This is a genomic window from [Phormidium] sp. LEGE 05292 (assembly GCF_015207735.1).
Classification (GTDB): Bacteria; Cyanobacteriota; Cyanobacteriia; order Cyanobacteriales; family Aerosakkonemataceae; genus Floridanema.
This window is the reverse complement of sequence record NZ_JADEWG010000075.1, coordinates 1-17,706: the sequence shown is the minus strand read 5'-3', so window position 1 is coordinate 17,706 and position 17,706 is coordinate 1. Positions and strand designations below refer to the sequence as shown.

The window sequence follows — 17,706 nt, the reverse complement described above, 5'->3', positions numbered from 1 at the left end:
CTAGCTGTTGAAACCTACAATATTTATCATTCTGGAAAAAGGGCTAATAATCAACCATTATTCCTTATGTAGTCTCATCCGTTCGCGGGAAAAACTTAACAAAACTTGCAAAAGAATCGGTGGTGCAAATAAAGCACTTGGAGGCTTAACCAGATGAGCAATTTGTATAAATCTTTGATGTAATTGTGGAGAATCGACTCCCAAACGCATCACTTGATCTATGTAACCTTGGATAAATCGAGACATAGCATTGAGTTGTCCACCGCTAGTAGTTGACCAACGCAAATCCTCACCTGTAGCCATCAGCCAAGGTATTTGTAACTGTTGCGCTAGTTGTTTATAGTAATCTCGGCTCAGGTGATAGTTACGGCTATGTTTGCGGCTCAAACATTCATCCAAAGTTAACGCACCAATAGCAGCCACCGTCATCCCCTGACCATAAACAGGATTGAACGCACACACCGCATCTCCTACTGCTAGCAATCCCTCTGGATATTTAGATAATTTCTCATAGTGACGCAGCCGATTTTCTGTAGCTCGAAAACTATAAATTTCCGACAAAGGTTGAGCATTTTTGATTGTTTCGTAGATTATCGGACTCTGGAGACTACGAGCAAATTCTAAAAATCCCGCTTCATCATTTGGTGGATAATCACGAGCAATACCAGATAATGTGACTACCCAACGGTTTCCTTCTACTGGATAGATTACGCCTCCACGTTTTTGTTTTGGTGGTTGTGCGGAAATAATTATTCCTTGACAGTCAAATTCACTGTTTTCTGTTTGTTGATACCAACGACTGGCATAACCTAAAAAGGAATTAATTACTGTTTCTTGTGGTGAATCGTAGCCATTAATCTCTAACCATTTGGGTAATGAAGAATTACGACCTGTAGCATCCACAACTAGTTCGGCTTCTAACTCTGGCAAATTATCATTTTCTGTTTTAGCTTGATTCCGGCTGCGGAGCTTAACTCCAATTACCTTAGATTGATTTACATCAAACAATAACTCTGTCACTTGAGTTGCTTCTTGCCATCGTATGTTTTGGAATTCTTTGAGGCGACGACGGATTAACCACTCTAGTAAATGACGGCTGCAAGTATAACTTTGTACCCCAGAAGCAAACCTGGGTGCCAAACCCCAAATTCCATACAATAACCAGTCATTTATCCAATCTACTCTAACTGCTCCGGCTGCGACTAACTCGGCTTCTAAACCAGGAAATAGTTGCAGGAGAATTTCTAATCCTCTAGTTAGTAATGCGTGAACGTGGCTAGCTTGGGGAACTCCTGGTCTAGCTTGGGGTTGCTCTGGTAAGCAATCTCGTTCCACAATTGTTACTTGGTCATAGTGTTTGGCTAAAACTCTGGCTGTGAGTAGTCCTGATATGCTACTACCAATAACTATTGCATGACTGTTTCCGGTTCCAGACATTCTCGACTCCCAGTTAATTTTAAGCCATTTTATTTTTGGTATAACACACTTTCAATTTGCTCAAAGTACCAATCGAATATGGAAAAGCTAAATCTGACAAACGATAACATCACCTTAAGAACCCAACTGCTGCAAGAAATTGAAGTCTTAGACCCTCAACAAGCAATATTTCCCTCAGTTAATGAATCGATTAATCAAATAGTGCAACAATTAGAAAATATTAATCCCATTCCCCAACCATTGCAACCAGATTATTTACCTTATTTAATCGGAGAATGGCAATTAATTTATGCTTCTCGTGGTACAGTTGTTACCCGGAGAGTAGCATCAATTCCTAGTTGGGGAGAAGCAATAAAAATCGATCGAGTCTGGCAAGAGTTAACAGCAAAAGATCGCAACAAAATTGCTGCTGTTAACGCTGCCATTATAGACTTACCTTGGTTTGGAAAATGGCAATTACAAGCAAATGGAATTTGGGTTTGGGATACACCTGAGCAACTTGCTAAAGTCAGCTTTAGTTCATTTTCCGTGCAAGCCAAACAACCTTTTGGTTGGTTTAACTGGAGTTGGCCTCAATTAACAATTCCTGTATTAGAATGGCTACGCTCGGAAGCAGTTTGGATTACTTCTTATTTAGACCAAGAAATCCGATTTGGTAGAGGTGCAACAGGTAACTTGTTTGTGTTTCGTCGTCAGTCAACTAAATAATTATTAGACCTCTTGCAAAAATAGACAATCTCTGAATTCGTCTGTGTTTATCTGTGTTTATTTGTGGATATCTGTGGTAAAAAAAACAAAGATTTCGGACTTTGGCAAGAAGTCTATTATTCAACAAATGCGCCTAAAATAATATTAATTATTAAACTACCAAAATGTCTGACACATCCAACGAACCCATAACCCGCAAACCAAGCACTACCGAACATACTCTATCACTACCTGAGCAAGAGATTCGCTATACAGCCTCAGCCGAATGGCAAACCTTGTTTGAGCAAGAAAAGCCTATTGCTTCCATGTTCCATGTTGCCTACATCGCCCAAAATCAACAGGCAAACATTAGACCACTAACCTTCGTCTTCAATGGTGGCCCAGGTGCAGCTTCCGCTTATCTCCATATAGGCGCATTAGGGCCAAAGCGAATTCATTTCGGAGAAAAAGGTAGCTTACCAAAACCACCAGTGCAAGTAGTGGATAATTTAGAAAGTTGGCTTTCTTTTACCGATTTAGTGTTTATCGACCCTATTGGTACAGGGTTTAGTCGCAGTTTATCATCAGATAAAGAAGGACAGAATAAATCTGAGGAAAAAGCTAATTCAAAAGAGTCCGATAAACCACAAGAAACTGAATTTTGGGAAGTGGAACGAGACTTAAAAGCATTAGGAGAATTTATTCAAAGATTTCTGTCCCAAAAGAAACGTTGGCTTTCCCCAATTTTCATTGCTGGAGAAAGTTACGGTGGCTTTCGAGTAGCAAAGTTAGCCCGAAAATTACAACAGGAATATGGTGTTGGGCTTTCTGGTGCAATTTTGATTTCTCCAGCTTTAGAATTCAGTTTGTTGGGTGGAAATGATTACAACCTCACTTCTTGGGCAACAGTATTTCCTTCTCTTGCTGCTGCTGGTATTCATCATCATCGTGCTCAATGGGCAGGAGAAACTAATAATTTAGCGGCACATTTAGCTGCTGCCGAACAGTTTTCTCGCCAAACATTAATTCCTCTATTAGCAATGGGTGATACAGCTAAAGCAGAGGAATTTCAGGCTGTTTATGAAAGAATGGCTAGTTTGATTGGTTTGCCAGTATCATTAATTGAAAGATTAGGGGGAAGAGTTGATATTGAAGTTTTTTCCCGTGAATTATTACGAGAGCAACAGCGAATTGTTGGATTGTATGATGCTTCAATTACAGCGATCGATCCTTTCCCAGAAAGGTTAAACTACGAAGGAATCGATCCAACTTTAGATGGGATCGATCGATTATTCACCGGAGCAATCAACAGTCATTTACGAGATACTTTAGGTGTAGAAACTGACCTAACTTATCATCTGTTAAATTTCGAGGTATTTAAAGCTTGGAAATTTGATATTAAAGGTGATTTCAAACAAGGTTTTGTTGGTTCAGTAGATGATTTGCGTGTGGGGATGACGCTTAATCCTTATATGCAAGTTTATATCAATCACGGATTTTTTGATTTGGTTACACCTTATTTTGCTTCCAATCATTTAGCCAATTTGATGAAATTAAATCCCGAAATTCGCCCGAATTTAACACTGAAACATTATCGAGGCGGACATATGTTTTACACTTGGGATGATTCGCGTCAGCAATGGTTTAATGATATCAAAGAGTTGTATCAAAAGGCGATCGCCTAACTCTCACCATTACTAAGTATAGCTACTTGCTTAAATCAAGGAACAGGTAATGACAGCAACTTCAGGCTACATCCTAGCACTAGACTTAGGAACAACAGGCAACCGTGCATTTTTGTTTAACAACAGTGGTAATGTAATCTCTCAAGCATATCAAGAATTAACTCAATATTACCCACAGCCAGGATGGTTAGAACATAACCCATTAGAAATCTGGCAAGCCACCTGCACAGTAATGCAAAAAGCCATTCAACAAGCCAAAATTAAAGCGACAAATATCCAAGCAATTGGACTTACAGTACAGCGAGAAACTTGTTTATTATGGGATAAAACTACCGGAAAACCCTTACACAATGCTATAGTCTGGCAAGACCGTCGCACTGCTTCTCACTGTCAAAAATTGCAAGAACAAGGTTATGCTGAGGAAATTTTTGCCCGTACAGGATTGATCGTTGATGCTTATTTTTCTGCTACCAAGTTAACTTGGTTATTAGAACAAGTTGTGAAACCTTCTTCGATAAATTTAGATAATGTTTTAGCTGGAACAATTGATTCTTGGATTTTGTGGAACTTGACAGGTGGAAAAGTACACGCCACAGATGACAGTAATGCTAGTCGCACTATGTTGTACAATCTCACTACTCGTGAGTGGGATACAAAGTTACTTGATTTGTTTAATATTCCCGCGCATTTATTACCAAAAATTCAACCAAGTTTGGGGTATTTTGGTACAACTAAACCGGATTTATTAGGTGCAGAAATTCCAATTACAGCTATACTCGGAGATCAGCAAGCATCATTATTTGGTCATGGGTGCGATCGCCCAGGATTAGTCAAATGCACTTATGGAACCGGAAGTTTCTTAGTAGCACATACAGGTAATAATATCATCCATTCCCAACAACAACTAATTGCGACAATTGCTTTGACTCAAAACGATTCTAATAATATAACAAAAGTTGGTTATGCTTTAGAAGGAAGTATGTTTACTACAGGTGCTTGTATTCAGTGGTTAAGGGATGGAATAGGATTAATTGATAATGCTGCTCAAACCGAAATATTAGCACAACAAGTATCTGATAATGGTGGAGTTTACTTTGTTCCTGCTTTAAGTGGATTAGGCGCACCTCATTGGGATATGAATGCTAGGGGTGCTTTTTTTGGGATTACAGGTGGTGTAAAAAGACAACATTTAGTACGATCGGTATTGGAAGCGATCGCATTTCAAGTCAAAGAAGTAGTACAAGCAATTAATGATTCTGGTTTACTACAAGTAGAACGATTAAAAGTAGATGGAGGTGCTTGCGAAAATAATTTTATAATGCAATTTCAAGCCGATGTGTTAGGAATTCCTGTAGAACGACCTGTGATGCGAGATACTACTGTTAAAGGAGTTGCTGTTGCTGCGGGAATCGCTTCTGGTTTTTGGCAAGATGATGCACAATTGGTAAGTCAACGTCAGATCGATCGAGTATTTGAACCAGGAAATACTCAATCAGCTACCAATAACTTTCAAAAATGGTTGGAAGCAGTGGAACGGGCAAAACATTGGGTAGGTGAACCTGGGCTAAAATAATTTTAAGTTGAGAGTTTAGATTTAAAAAGAAGTGAAATATGACTCAAGCCATTAATAACGAACAACTTATGTTACATGAGTTTAAAAAATTATCTGCTAATCAACAGCAAGAAGTAATTGATTTTATAGAATTTCTGCAATATAAAGCGCAAAAGGATGTAGTTGAAAAACAATCTATTTCCGCCTATGAAGCAGCCCAGCAATGGGCGGGATGCGTTGATAGTAAATTAGGCGACCTTTCCACTAATCAAGCTTTATCAGAATGTACCGATTTCATTAGCTGATGCTTGTTTGGTAAGGATGAGTGAGTTAATTCCAGGTAGTTCAGTATTAATACCAATTCTCTATGAAGATGCGCTGCACGGAAACCCACACAAACCCCTCCCCATCTAAAGGGAGTGGCAATGATTAAGCGCAATTTTACAGAGAATTGGTATAACTTTAGATAGTGACTTTCGGATTTATCGCAAGAATAAGAATGAAATGATTGATTTGATTATTTCCGATCGGATATGAAAGCGATTCCGCCAAATACGGAATCGCTATTTCAGTAAATTAATTAAACTGGTTGAGCAATGTTGTTAACAACATAATTAGCAACTGCTTGACCTGTTGTTACTGCATCCTCGATCGCTTCTCGAACATGAACTCCAGCGTATAAACGACTAATAGCATCTTCAAATCCAGCTTGATTAAAGCTGTTAAAAGTGCGAGTTGTACCAATTAACTCTTGAGAAACCGCAGTAAATTTGTAATTATCACCGAAAAAGTTGGTCATTACTGTACCGAAAGCACCACCAAAAGTTGAGTGACCGGAGATAAAATCTGGAAACGGAGGAGTCGGTAAAAGTGACTCCCAATTTCGGTCAGAGGTAGTGTCAGCACGACCATCTCTTTCTGTCAAGGGTGCGACAAACTGACCAGTTACAGGATCGGTCCAACCTGCGATCGCATCATTTGGTCTAGGCTGATTGTAAGTGTACTTGGCATCCCAAGCCGTAATCGCTGAATCAGCCAATGCTACACTTAACTGCAAGAACAAACGGGCATTTTCCCCAATGGTATTCCCCTCGCGCACAGCTGTTTCTTGGGCAATTTGAATCAACTGTCCGTAAGGTCTGAAGGTGTCAGGACGATCGTAAGCCCAAAAGTAAACTAATTGAGTCTGGTCAGCAGTACGATTTATAGTTGTTGTGGCAGTATTTGCCTTACCCCCAGCCAGTCGAACTTCTTCAATATCTTTGGCGTAAAGATCGCTCTTATATACACCGTCGAAAGTGGGCGCAAAGGTATCGCTGTCAGGAACAGCAAACGGAACTGCATCTTCTCCATATCCCGCACCAAGAGCATATTTATTCGGCAAATCAACCTGCCAAACATAGTCGCCCACATTAGGAGTGTAAGTATAACCCAAATCTGGATCGGCTACACTCAGCGCCGTTGCTTGGGGAGAAATCATCACCGCTTGGGCAATGGAACGACCAAAATTTGCACCGCTGGTTTTTTCCAATGCAGTTCCAGAAGCCTCAGCCAGAGAGCGTTCCAGTTGAGCGTTGATCTGTGTTACTTCGCTGGGGTACAACAAACTGAGTATATAATGTGCAGCCCCAGCTACCGCAGCTTCTTTTGATGCACCTATGGGTGCAGTTTGATCTACTAAATAAGGTTTGTGAGTTTTTTCAAAGGCATTCACCGTGTCATAAATCGCCGCACTCAGCAAAGCTGCGGCGCGTGTACCTTCTGGGGGTGCTGAACCTACAGGATCGCCTGATTCGGGATCTTCCTGCACAGCATTTAAGAAGGTTGACATCCAATCAATTACGACATCTGTTCCCGGTGCAGAAACATACTGGCTAACTGTTTTATTGGTGCTACTTTGGGCTAAGGGATCGACTTCTGCAATCAGGTGATATCCTCCCGGTGAGACAACGGAAGTTAGGTTTTTGTAGGGAATGTCAAAAGTAGTAGATTGACCAGGTAACAAGTTGACATTTTGCGTAACTTTGGCTAGTAAACCATCATTTTTTAAGTCTTCTTGTCCATCAACTAAGGTTTCTGGGGTGACGCGATCGATCGTTTCATCCGTAGAAATATACAGGTTAACGGTTACAGGTCGATTAACCAAGGTCATTCCTTGGTTGGTAACAGTAACTCTAGCAGTTCCATCAGCACCAAAGTCGATCGTCTGAGGTAAATTGATGCTTTGAAACCCAACTTGTAAACTATCTTCCGTTCCCTCATATTTGATTTGCTGAACTAGAAAATCGGAACTATCGCTAAAACCAAATTGATTAACGGGTTGAGTACCATTTGGACTATCATAAGGTCTAGCCTCAAATCGCAATTCATCAAAGTTACCCGTCACCCTAAATTTGAAATCTCCGCCAACTCCATCATCCGCAGTAAACCTGACACCCAATTGAGAATTATTAATAGAAGCTTGGCTGATGCTTTGGGTGGTTTCATTAACCATCCGAAAGCCTGTAATATCCACTTCTTGCCCATTTTTAAATGCCCGCAAATAACCAACTTCATTCCCCCATTTTTCCGCAATTAGAGGAGTAAATGCACTCAGATCGATAAATGCACTGGTAACACTTTTGTTGGGTGTCCATTTGTAAGTTAGCTTTTGCGATTCCCCGGTATTAGGGTTATAGTTAATTTCCGCCCGAATTTTGCTGGTTTCAGTGTACCAACCTGCATAAGCAGCGGCGACACCCATCCCATTTGTGTGCCCAAAAGTTTGCCAGCTATTGTTATCAAGGGTAAGGTTGCTTTGAGCAATTGGGTCAAAATAATTAGTTTTTGTCCCGTTGAAATCATTACTGAATACCTCAATTCCTTGGTTTTTCGCTGCTGTCAACCATTCTTTTTTGAAAGCATCTAATCCAGCCGCATCGTTTGTGTAGGCAAAATTCCGCCCTAAACTACCAAAAATACTAGGGTTAGCCATGTTTCTTCCTTTTGAGAATTTGTGATGGAAAATAGACGAAGACAAACTCAGAAATAGTGGATTAACTTGTGTCTAATCCACTGTTTCTCTGTAGTGAAATTTGTTAATAATTGGAGATGCCTGCGTATTTCTATCTCAGGAGGGAAGTTCGATCCGGAAATTTTTATACCTAAATTTGCTAATTAACATTTATTTACAAAAAAAAGAGTGCTTTCTTGCACTCTTAAGCTGTAATATGCTAAATTAGCGGGAAAAAACGCTGTTTTGGAAGGAATAATTACATCTCCTCCAACTGTTTGCCTTTGGTTTCTTTAACTAGCAGGAACACAAAGAAGAAAGAGATTGCTGCGGAAATGGTATAAAGACCATAAGCAGAACCTAAACCGAAATTTTTCAAAAGTACAGGGAAAGATGTAGAAATCACAAAATTAGCGATCCATTGCATCGCTGCTGCCACAGAAAGTGCTGCGCCGCGAATTTTATTATTAAACATTTCTCCCAACAATACCCAAACAACTGGGCCCCAAGAAAAGCCGAAGCAAAATACATAAAGGTTAGCTGCAATGCAAGCTATTAAACCTGATGTTCCGATTAAATTAGGATTACCAGCTGCATCTAACGGCGCATTGGCAAAGATTACTGTCATGACTCCTAAAGTGAGAAACATTCCTACTGAACCTAACAAAAGTAGGGGTTTGCGTCCGAATTTATCGACAAATGCGATCGCAATTAAAGTAGTAACAATGTTAGTCACGCTGGTAATCACAGTAATCCAAAGTGAATCGGCTTCGGAAAAGCCTACAGAACGCCACAACACGCTGCTGTAGTAAAAGATCACATTAATCCCTACAAATTGTTGGAACACAGAAAGTCCAATTCCAACCCAAACAATCGGTAACAAACCACCACTTCTGCTCAAAAGATCGGATAATCTGGGTTTGCGTTCCCGCAATACTGTTTGGCGAATATCAAGAACTATTCTGTCTACGTCGCCACCTTCGACTTTTGCCAATACCGTCGCTGCTTCTTCTTCTTTTCCCTGCGCCACTAAATAACGAGGCGATTCAGGAATCAAAAATGCGCCGATACCGTAAAGTAAAGCTGGCGGGATTTCTGTCCAAAACATCCAGCGCCAAGCAGGTACACCAAACCAAAAAGGCGCATCAGCTGAACCTGCGGCGACAGCAATAAAATAATCGCACAGTAAAGCGATGAAAATCCCCACAACAATAGCTAGTTGTTGCAGAGAACCTAATCTTCCCCGCAAACGGGCGGGTGCAACTTCCGCGATGTAAGCTGGTGCAATCACACTCGCTGCACCAACTGCTAAGCCACCCAACAAACGCCAAACGCTAAAATCCCAAATGTTAAAAGCTATCCCGGAACCAACCGCACTGAGGAAGAACAAAACGGAAGCGATCATCATTGACTTGACTCTACCGTAGCGATCGGCAAATTGTCCGGCAAAAAAAGCACCCACCGCCGAACCTAACAACGCTGAAGAAACCGCAAAACCAGTTTGCGTACTGGTAGCAGCAAACGCGCTTTGTAGCGATGCAACTGCACCGTTAATCACTGCTGTGTCAAATCCAAAAAGGAAACCCCCGATCGCAGCCACATCGGAAATTAAAATAACGTAGGAAAGACTCGGTTTACCTAGCCTGTTTTCGACAACCATATTTTTTCTCTGTTTGCATGAGTCTGTTAAATTTGTGATTTCAAGAGAAAAGTTTTCATGCAAATATCCGAGTCAGGATTCAAAGAAGCTGTTCACTTCTTTTTCCTGACCCTGCATTCTTCGCCCTCTTACTAAAATTTAATCTGTTAATAAAACCGATGAACTAATTTTTTTAATAACAATACACTTTTAAACAAAAATTAAAATAAATGGCAATATTGTCAGGTTAAATACTTCTTTTATTTCTATCTATAGGCAGATTTAAAAATTTTTTTCTTGTGCTGTTTACCTTTTTTGTGAAAAAGGAAGCTTAAATATATTTCCATCATAATCAAGTTAAACAAATAATTAGCTCCTTCGCCCTAATAGGTAAATTTACTATGCTAAATTCTTTAGTTAAGCCTTGGAGGATAACTTCCAGGCGTTGATCCCAGATTCTTTCTAAAAATCGCAATACCACATCTTCGTATTGTTGATAATGCTTTTTCCAATCTCTCCGAATCCCATTTGCTAATTGTTGCAATTCCTCCAAATTCGTACATTTTTGAATTTGGCAAGCAACAGCATTGCGCCACTTTTCTATTTTCCGATAACTAATAAATTGTCCGCCTTTATCTAATCTATGAACAAAAATTACATAAGGCCAATTTTTTACTTTTTTAATTAGTGACTCTGCTATTCCCAAAAACTTAGCAATTTCTCTTTTGCTAATGCGGAATCTTTCAGCGGGTTTAATGCGATCGAACAAAGCTGTCATATCTCTGAAGCTGGTAGAATTACTATAAATACACTATCCGCTATTTTGGAAAAAGTCAATATCCACAATCTCGGACAAATTATCAAATAGACTAACTACTGCGTTAAAATGCTGATATTGCCAAGGAAATCAAGAATTACGAGGCTGATATTTAGTGGTTATGCCGCGTCAGAGTAAAAGAAGCCAACCGATAGCTAGATTTGACAAAGTTGGGATGGTCAAAGTTGGGCTAATTTTAAAGAATGCGCGTGAACAGAAAGGCTTGACGTTGGATGAACTGGCGGATCTCACAGGAGTTGGCAAAACCAGACTCAACGATGTGGAATTAGGAAATGGCAATAAACTGATGGTGGATACCTTAGAAGCGTATCGACGGGTAATTCGTCCATTAAATTCTGAGACTGGCGAAGTTTACAAATGTTGGGAATTATTAGAAATCGCCATGATTTTAGAAGATCCGCCAGAATTGGAAGCAAAGAAGTAGGGGAAAATTGGAATTAGATATGGCGATCGCACCCTTCCCCCTATCATCTTCCTTCCTCTGCGTCTTCTGCGCCTGGAGTGGTTCAACTATGATAAATCTGGTTGAATAAACACTTACAAAAAAAGCCGTGAAAGCACTACTGATGACAGCAGCAGGAGATCCAGAAGTCCTGCAACTTCAGGATCTCCCCGATCCCAAAATTGAAAAAGAAACAGAAATTCTCGTTCGACTCCACGCCGCAGGAGTCAACCCCATCGACACTAAACTGCGACAACGGGGAACCTTTTACCCCGATCGAATGCCAGCTATTTTAGGATGTGACGGTGCAGGAGTCATCGAAGCAGTAGGTAGCGGCGTAGAAAAATTCCGAGTAGGCGACGAAGTATACTTTTGTTGTGGTGGACTAGGAACAAAACAAGGGAATTACGCCGAAAAAGTAGTTGTAGATGAGAAATTCGTCGCTTATAAACCGAAAACCCTCAGTTTTGCTGAAGCAGCCGCCGCACCTTTAGTGATAATTACGGCTTGGGAATCATTGTACGATCGCGCCCACTTAGAAGCCGGAAGAAAAGTATTAATTCATGCAGGCGCAGGTGGAGTTGGGCACGTAGCAATACAGCTAGCAAAATTACAAGGTGCAGAAGTTTGCACCACCGTTAGTAATCAAGAAAAAGCCGATTTTGTCCGTCAACTAGGCGCAGATGAAATAATCTTTTACAAACAAAACGATTTTGTCCAAGCTGCATTAAATTGGACAAATGGAGAAGGAGTAGACTTAGCCTTTGATACAGTCGGCGGCGAAACCTTCTTTAAAACCGTCCCAGCTGTGAAAGTTTATGGAGATCTCGTCACCATTTTAGAACCCGATACCACACTGGGAAACTTAAAAACCGCCAGATTAAGAAATCTGCGGATTAGCTTAGAATTAATGCTGACACCGATGCTGCAAGGCTTAGTAGAATATCAGCGACATCAAGCGAAAATCCTAACAGAATCAGCCCGTTTAATCGATCGAGGTCAGTTAAAAATTCACCTTGGTCAAACCTTTCCCTTAGCCGAAGCAGCAGCAGCCCATCGCTTGCTAGAATCCGGTTCAGTTACAGGTAAATTAGTATTACTGATTAATAGTTGATAGTTGGGATTTGAGATTCTCAAGTTCCCCTAACGACTAAAGTCGTAGGCTATACAGACAAAACCTGCCACAACAGGTTTCAAAATTGGTTGATTTTGAGGAGTCCGCGTAGGCGGACTTTGTTTGTATAGTCGCGGTTTTAACCGCCAGACAGTTTTCAAACATCCTCATAAAATCAGCAATCTAAAATCGCAAATTGTCAGGCTAGTTTTGCTTCCAAAGACTTGAGGAACTCAGTATTAACACCAGATTCACGAGTCAGAGAAATTTTACCAGTGCGAGCAATTTCCCGAATCCCGAATTTTTGTAATACTTGGACGATCGCCACCATCTTACCAGGGTCGCCCACCACTTCCAAAGTTAAGGAATCTTCCGACACATCCACAACTCGTGCCCGGAAAATTTGTGCCAACTCAATCACTTCCGAACGAGTGCTAGCAGTAGCATTGACCTTCATCAACATTAATTCCCGTTCCACAGAGGGAATCTCAGTCACATCCTGAACTTTCAGGACATTGATTAACTTGTAGAGTTGCTTAGTCAGCTGTTCAATTACTCGATCGTCCCCTGGCACTACCATCGTAATCCGGGAAATCCCCATTTGTTCCGCAGGCCCCACAGCCAGACTTTCAATATTAAAGCCCCTGCGGGCGAATAAACCTGCAATCCGAGACAATACCCCGGCTTCATCTTCAACTAAAACAGAAAGAGTGTGTTTCATTATTCGGTAATAAATCCTTCAGCGCAGACAGCTTTTGCTGCGGATAGCACGATGCACTGGAAGTAACACCGACCTTTCTGCCGATCCAGACATTGCAAAAGCAGCTTTAGTAATAATTACTATATTACTGCCGCTGTTGGGCTACAAAAATTACTTAATCATCTTTTATTAATTCTAGAGGAAATCGTGTGATTTTCGTTTTTCGATTAACCCTACAATCAATAAATATTTCTGGAGAATCATGTCACCAAATGGCAAAAATTGTTTAATTTAGAATTGTTCATGTTAATTGCTATTGGAGGAAAATCCCAATGGGTTGGTTACAGCGAATGTTTGGAATGGAAAAACCCGCTGATGCTCAGACAAACCCAGAACCGACTGGAACTGACGATCAGGGAAACGAAATTCCCCCAGAGCGAGTAGGATTGAATGGGGAATACGACCAAAGTGGTTTAGCCAAAAGGGTTGCCCTGGCTTTCGATGAAGATTCTAGCCTAGATGATGTCGAAACTCTTTGGGTAGCTCAAACTGGTGGTACTGTAGTTTTGAAAGGAAAAGTTCCCAGTCAAGAAATTTTAGACCAAGCCACGTCAATTGCTGGTGGTGTTAGTGGTGCCACATCTGTAAACACCGATGAAGTGACAGTTGGTTAAGTATTTTCCTGAACCAAAACCTTGCTCAATGCCTAAGAGCGTTTAACTACTAATGGTTGAGGTGTCGCTGAGACTTGATTTGTGGGTGTCCGCCATGAATCGATCCAGTCTAGGATAATTTGGTTAACCTGCTCTGGGCATTCATCGTGGGGGCAATGTCCAGCATTTTCAATCTCTATTACCTGTAAATTGGGGTTGTATTGAGTGAAATGCTGGGCTAAATGTTTGGGAACCATCTTGTCTTGTGCGCCCCACAATAGCAACAGGGGAATGTTTAAACCTGGAAGTAATGATTTTACACTAGGGTTAAATCCCGAAGTGGTCATGGCTTTGAGGATGGCACAAAAAGCTTGTACTGAACCCCGGTCTTGGGCTGGCCCTGTGAGAATGTCTACTAGTTCATCAGTGACAGCTTCTGGGTTACAGTAGGCAAGTCCCGCCCAACTTTTAACTCGGCGGGGGTGTCGTACCCAATAAAAGACTGTTTTCAGGAGTAGTGGGGATAATACTAAATTTTTGATGGTGGCTACTAGCGATCGCAACTGCTTCGGAATCATTTCCTCTTCCAAAGAAGGATCTGGTAAACTCATCATCACCACCCCAGCCACCATCTCTGGATATGTAGCTGCTGCCGTTAAAGCTACCAAAGAACCGATCGAATTACCCACTAAAACCACAGGCTGGCGGATAAAAGTTTGCCAAAAATCGTAAACTTGCTCTACCCAAAGCTTCACATTGTAGCGTGCAGAAGCTTTTTCCGAAGCCCCAAAACCCAACATATCCAGCGCATAAACTGGATGTACTTGACTAAAGACATTTAAATTTTGTCGCCAATGTCCGATCGAAGTCCCAAAACCGTGCAACAAAATTAATGGTGTAGCATTAGCCGCAGACTGAGGAGAACGAATATAAGTATAGCGAGTTTGCCAACCTCGCCAAACCCAGTCCCTCTGACTTCCAATTCGTTGCTGCCAATGCAGGGAACTTGTCACACTAACCCCTCTGCTTCAAAAAGATTTACAAAACTTTCCTTTGACTCTCATTGTAGTCTGTGTTTTGAGCATTAGATGGGGAGATGGGGAGATGGGGAGATGGGGAGATGGGGACAAGGAGAATTAAATTTTACCTTTCCCCTCTGCTCCTCTGCTCCTGGAGCCCCTCTGCCCCTCTGCCCCTCTGCCTTCGATAGAGACAAAACTGGCAAATGGAAAATAAAATTAAGAATGAGCCTAAAAAAACTAAGCTGAGTAGAATCTAAAAACAAGCTGGTAGATAATTGTGGCGGTTTCTCGCTTTGACTGGAAAGTTCAGCAGTCGTTTTGTCTGTAACCCCAATGACTGCCACTTGTAGGCTCGATCGAGTTGTTAGTTAACTTTATACCGAACTAAATGACAGTAATCGAAACAAAACGCACTAATAATCAACCTCAAATCAACGAACGGATTAGATTTCCCAAAATTCGAGTAATCGACACCGATGGTGGTCAACTAGGGATCATAACTCCTAGAGAAGCAATGGCGATCGCAAACGAAAAAGAACTAGACCTTGTTTTAGTTAGTGATAAAGCTGACCCCCCAGTTTGCCGCATCATGGACTATGGCAAATTCAAGTTTGAGCAAGAGAAAAAAGCGCGGGAAGCGAGGAAAAAGCAGCATACAGCTGAAGTCAAAGAAGTAAAAATGCACTACAACATTGACGACCATGACTATAACGTGAGAGTAGCTCATGCCAAGCGCTTTTTAAATGACGGAAACAAAGTCAAAGCTACCATAATGTTTCGTGGTCGAGAAATTCAACACAGCAACTTAGCAGAAAACTTACTCAACCGCATGGCTTCAGATTTGCAGGAATTAGGAGAAGTGCAGCAAGCGCCCAAAAAAGAAGGACGCAACATGATGTTACTGTTAGCCCCTAAAAAGTAGGGACTGGGGACAGGAGACAAAGGGACTGGGGGACAAGGGGACAAGGGGACAAAGAGAATTAAATTTTACCTTTCCCCTCTGCCCCTCTGCTCCTGGAGCCCCTCTGCTCCTGGAGCCCCTCTGCTCTCTCCTTTTCTTCAATCATCGGCAAGAAAGTCGTGATACTCTCTTATTATCCTGGTGCGATAGTCGGCAAAACTTGTCACTTTAGACATAGCCGGAAATTTGTGCCATGAGTATCAGCAATTCAGCAATAATGAATAGTTGATCGTTCATTGTTCATTGGTCTGGTAGGAAATGGTGATGAACCGTGAATTGCTGATTACAAAATGGCTAAAATTGGCAGGTGTGCAGTATCAATTCGGAGATTCAGATGACGCTGAAAAATCCGTTATTTAATAGCCGTGGTTGGGGACGGATATTGCTCCAAGGGCTGAATCTTCGTGCTGAAGAAAGCGAACGCACCTTTCTGATGTTTGCTGTTTACACTACGACTTCAGTAGGACTTTTGTGGTTGGAGGCGACGACGGTAGCACTGTTCTTAGAACAGTATGGCTCGGATAAGTTGCCTTGGATTTACATAGCTAGTGCCGTTATGGGTTCAGGTTTAGGAATTCTTTCTACCTGGATGCAAAGGGTTTTACCACTACGGCGGTTTGTGGTTTTAATTGGTTTAATTTCAGCTGTTCCTTTATTACTATTTCGGTTAGGCTTGGAAGTTGGTTCTTTAGGTTGGCTGACAATATTTGTCTTACCTCTGTGGGTAGATGGTGGTTACTCTCTTAATCATTTAACTACTTCACTAACGGCTAATCAATTATTTAATATTAGGGAAATTAAACGCACTTTTCCTTTAATTAGTAGTGGTGTTTTAGTTGCAGATGTTTTAAGTGGTTTTTCTTTACCTCTGTTACTGAAAGCTGTAGGTATAAATAATGTAATTTTGGTATCGGCGGGAATGTTGGTGCTGGGTGCGGGAATATTATTTTATTTGAGCCAACGTTATAAACAGGCATTTCCTGATGCTCCTTATCGAGATTTACACGATGAGCAATCAGACTATACTAACCGTCGTTTGAAAGGGCCGTTACAGGAATATGCGATTTATTTATTTGGTTTTTTTATAATTTCCCAAATCCTGCTGTTGTTAATTGATTTTCAGTATCTAACGCAGTTGGAATTAAAGTTTGATGTCAAACAAATTGCCAGTTTTTTGGGATTATTTAGTGGAGTAGTCGGGATTTTTGAACTGTTTACTCAATGGTTTATTTCCAGCCGAGTTATTGAACGAATGGGAGTATTTCTCACTGCTATGTTGCCTGGGGCGCTGTTGAGTGTGTTGGGTGTCTTGCCTCTGACTGGGTTGGTTCAATTATTTATTGGTTTAATTATTTTAAAATTTGCTGATGAGTTGTTGCGCTACACTTTTGTTGCTAGTACGGCTTCGGTTTTGTTTCAACCAATTCCTGATAATTTACGGGGGAATGTAGAGACAAAAGCGCGTGGGATTGCTGAACCTGTAGCAACGGGGTTGACGGGTATTGGGATTTTAGCGGTAATTTGGGTGTTGAATTGGGTAAATCGTAACAGTTCCCAAATCGATAAGGTAAATCTGCTAAGTTGGTTAATTGTTTTAGGAATAGTGTTGTTTGCTTTTTCGTGGTTGCTGATTGTTTGGCTGTTGCGATCGCGCTACCTTGACCTACTAGTTTTGAGCGCCCAAAGAGGACAATTAAGCGGAGTCGGAGAAGTCGATTTACGCATACTTAAACGAGCAGTGGTCGAAGCATTAGAAGGTACAACTTCGGAAGCAGATAAACGTTCCTGTATTGAATTACTGACTCAAATTGACCCGAAAAATGTCGGGGACGTTTTAGCACCATTACTAAAAGTTTTACCACCAGCTTTGCAATATCAAAGTCTGGAAAGTATGCTGATCGCTCCTCACACTAATTATTTATCTCATGTTAAAGCTCTGATTGGTGAAGAAGAAGTGGCGGGGTGGGGAAGTAGAGGGCTGGGG

The 17,706-nt window shown here is 41.2% G+C and carries 15 protein-coding genes; 9 read left to right on the top strand and 6 right to left on the bottom strand.

The window, feature by feature from the left end:
• Positions 1-57: 57 nt before the first annotated feature.
• Entirely contained in the window at positions 58-1,437 is a 1,380-nt protein-coding gene (locus IQ264_RS19675) for an FAD-dependent oxidoreductase (RefSeq protein ID WP_193982504.1), read from the bottom strand.
• A gap of 78 nt (positions 1,438-1,515) precedes the next feature.
• Here IQ264_RS19675 and IQ264_RS19670 point away from each other — a divergent pair, with 78 nt between their 5' ends.
• The 4 genes from IQ264_RS19670 (at position 1,516) to IQ264_RS19655 (ending at position 5,666) form a co-directional block, all read left to right on the top strand.
• Entirely contained in the window at positions 1,516-2,145 is a 630-nt protein-coding gene (locus IQ264_RS19670) for a PAP/fibrillin family protein (RefSeq protein ID WP_193982503.1), read from the top strand.
• 164 nt (positions 2,146-2,309) lie between these two features.
• Positions 2,310-3,809 carry a S10 family peptidase gene (locus tag IQ264_RS19665; protein WP_193982502.1) on the top strand — a complete coding sequence of 500 codons (1,500 nt, stop codon included), beginning with the start codon at positions 2,310-2,312 and terminating at the stop codon, positions 3,807-3,809.
• A 49-nt stretch (positions 3,810-3,858) separates the two neighbouring features.
• A complete protein-coding gene (gene glpK / locus IQ264_RS19660; protein WP_193982501.1) occupies positions 3,859-5,382 on the top strand; it encodes a glycerol kinase GlpK in 1,524 nt (507 codons plus the stop codon).
• A gap of 38 nt (positions 5,383-5,420) precedes the next feature.
• The gene (locus tag IQ264_RS19655; RefSeq protein ID WP_193982500.1) at positions 5,421-5,666 is read left to right on the top strand and encodes a DUF2281 domain-containing protein; all 246 of its coding nucleotides are present in this window, start codon (positions 5,421-5,423) and stop codon (positions 5,664-5,666) included.
• 275 nt (positions 5,667-5,941) lie between these two features.
• Here IQ264_RS19655 and IQ264_RS19650 read toward each other — a convergent pair whose 3' ends face one another.
• The 3 genes from IQ264_RS19650 to IQ264_RS19640 all read right to left on the bottom strand — a co-directional run bounded on the left by IQ264_RS19650 (position 5,942) and on the right by IQ264_RS19640 (position 10,770).
• A complete protein-coding gene (locus tag IQ264_RS19650) occupies positions 5,942-8,335 on the bottom strand; it encodes a vanadium-dependent haloperoxidase (protein WP_193982499.1) in 2,394 nt (797 codons plus the stop codon).
• A 277-nt stretch (positions 8,336-8,612) separates the two neighbouring features.
• Positions 8,613-10,013 carry a sugar porter family MFS transporter gene (locus tag IQ264_RS19645; RefSeq protein ID WP_193982498.1) on the bottom strand — a complete coding sequence of 467 codons (1,401 nt, stop codon included), beginning with the start codon at positions 10,011-10,013 and terminating at the stop codon, positions 8,613-8,615.
• Between the two features lie 331 nt (positions 10,014-10,344).
• Positions 10,345-10,770: a hypothetical protein gene (locus IQ264_RS19640; RefSeq protein WP_193982497.1), complete on the bottom strand. Its 426-nt coding sequence runs from the start codon at positions 10,768-10,770 to the stop codon at positions 10,345-10,347.
• A gap of 160 nt (positions 10,771-10,930) precedes the next feature.
• Here IQ264_RS19640 and IQ264_RS19635 point away from each other — a divergent pair, with 160 nt between their 5' ends.
• Positions 10,931-11,254 (top strand): helix-turn-helix domain-containing protein, encoded by a 324-nt coding sequence (locus IQ264_RS19635; protein ID WP_193982496.1) that lies wholly within the window; start codon positions 10,931-10,933, stop codon positions 11,252-11,254.
• Between the two features lie 127 nt (positions 11,255-11,381).
• Positions 11,382-12,386 (top strand): zinc-dependent alcohol dehydrogenase family protein, encoded by a 1,005-nt coding sequence (locus IQ264_RS19630; protein ID WP_193982495.1) that lies wholly within the window; start codon positions 11,382-11,384, stop codon positions 12,384-12,386.
• Between the two features lie 199 nt (positions 12,387-12,585).
• Here the strand turns inward: IQ264_RS19630 and ilvN are convergent, their stop codons facing one another.
• Positions 12,586-13,107, bottom strand: coding sequence for an acetolactate synthase small subunit (gene ilvN, locus IQ264_RS19625; protein ID WP_073596161.1), 522 nt, complete (start codon positions 13,105-13,107; stop codon positions 12,586-12,588).
• A 311-nt stretch (positions 13,108-13,418) separates the two neighbouring features.
• Between ilvN and IQ264_RS19620 the strand changes: the two genes are divergently transcribed.
• Positions 13,419-13,760 carry a BON domain-containing protein gene (locus tag IQ264_RS19620; protein WP_193982494.1) on the top strand — a complete coding sequence of 114 codons (342 nt, stop codon included), beginning with the start codon at positions 13,419-13,421 and terminating at the stop codon, positions 13,758-13,760.
• Positions 13,761-13,792: 32 nt separating this feature from the next.
• Here the strand turns inward: IQ264_RS19620 and IQ264_RS19615 are convergent, their stop codons facing one another.
• Positions 13,793-14,752 carry an alpha/beta fold hydrolase gene (locus IQ264_RS19615; protein WP_193982493.1) on the bottom strand — a complete coding sequence of 320 codons (960 nt, stop codon included), beginning with the start codon at positions 14,750-14,752 and terminating at the stop codon, positions 13,793-13,795.
• Positions 14,753-15,149: 397 nt separating this feature from the next.
• Here IQ264_RS19615 and infC point away from each other — a divergent pair, with 397 nt between their 5' ends.
• Both infC and IQ264_RS19605 read left to right on the top strand, forming a co-directional pair.
• A complete protein-coding gene (gene infC / locus IQ264_RS19610) occupies positions 15,150-15,683 on the top strand; it encodes a translation initiation factor IF-3 (RefSeq protein ID WP_193982492.1) in 534 nt (177 codons plus the stop codon).
• A 373-nt stretch (positions 15,684-16,056) separates the two neighbouring features.
• The coding region (locus tag IQ264_RS19605) for an NTP/NDP exchange transporter (protein ID WP_413470362.1) at positions 16,057-17,706 on the top strand (1,650 nt) is incomplete at its 3' end.

Excerpts from the sequence above, each read along its gene's own strand:
- IQ264_RS19675 (WP_193982504.1), bottom strand. The coding sequence starts at position 1,437 with ATGTCTGGAACCGGAAACAGTCATGCAATAGTTATTGGTAGTAGCATA.
- IQ264_RS19645 (WP_193982498.1), bottom strand. The coding sequence starts at position 10,013 with ATGGTTGTCGAAAACAGGCTAGGTAAACCGAGTCTTTCCTACGTTATT.
- IQ264_RS19655 (WP_193982500.1), top strand. The coding sequence starts at position 5,421 with ATGACTCAAGCCATTAATAACGAACAACTTATGTTACATGAGTTTAAA.
- ilvN (WP_073596161.1), bottom strand. The coding sequence starts at position 13,107 with ATGAAACACACTCTTTCTGTTTTAGTTGAAGATGAAGCCGGGGTATTG.
- infC (WP_193982492.1), top strand. The coding sequence starts at position 15,150 with ATGACAGTAATCGAAACAAAACGCACTAATAATCAACCTCAAATCAAC.
- glpK (WP_193982501.1), top strand. The coding sequence starts at position 3,859 with ATGACAGCAACTTCAGGCTACATCCTAGCACTAGACTTAGGAACAACA.
- IQ264_RS19650 (WP_193982499.1), bottom strand. The coding sequence starts at position 8,335 with ATGGCTAACCCTAGTATTTTTGGTAGTTTAGGGCGGAATTTTGCCTAC.
- IQ264_RS19640 (WP_193982497.1), bottom strand. The coding sequence starts at position 10,770 with ATGACAGCTTTGTTCGATCGCATTAAACCCGCTGAAAGATTCCGCATT.
- IQ264_RS19620 (WP_193982494.1), top strand. The coding sequence starts at position 13,419 with ATGGGTTGGTTACAGCGAATGTTTGGAATGGAAAAACCCGCTGATGCT.
- IQ264_RS19635 (WP_193982496.1), top strand. The coding sequence starts at position 10,931 with ATGCCGCGTCAGAGTAAAAGAAGCCAACCGATAGCTAGATTTGACAAA.
- IQ264_RS19665 (WP_193982502.1), top strand. The coding sequence starts at position 2,310 with ATGTCTGACACATCCAACGAACCCATAACCCGCAAACCAAGCACTACC.
- IQ264_RS19670 (WP_193982503.1), top strand. The coding sequence starts at position 1,516 with ATGGAAAAGCTAAATCTGACAAACGATAACATCACCTTAAGAACCCAA.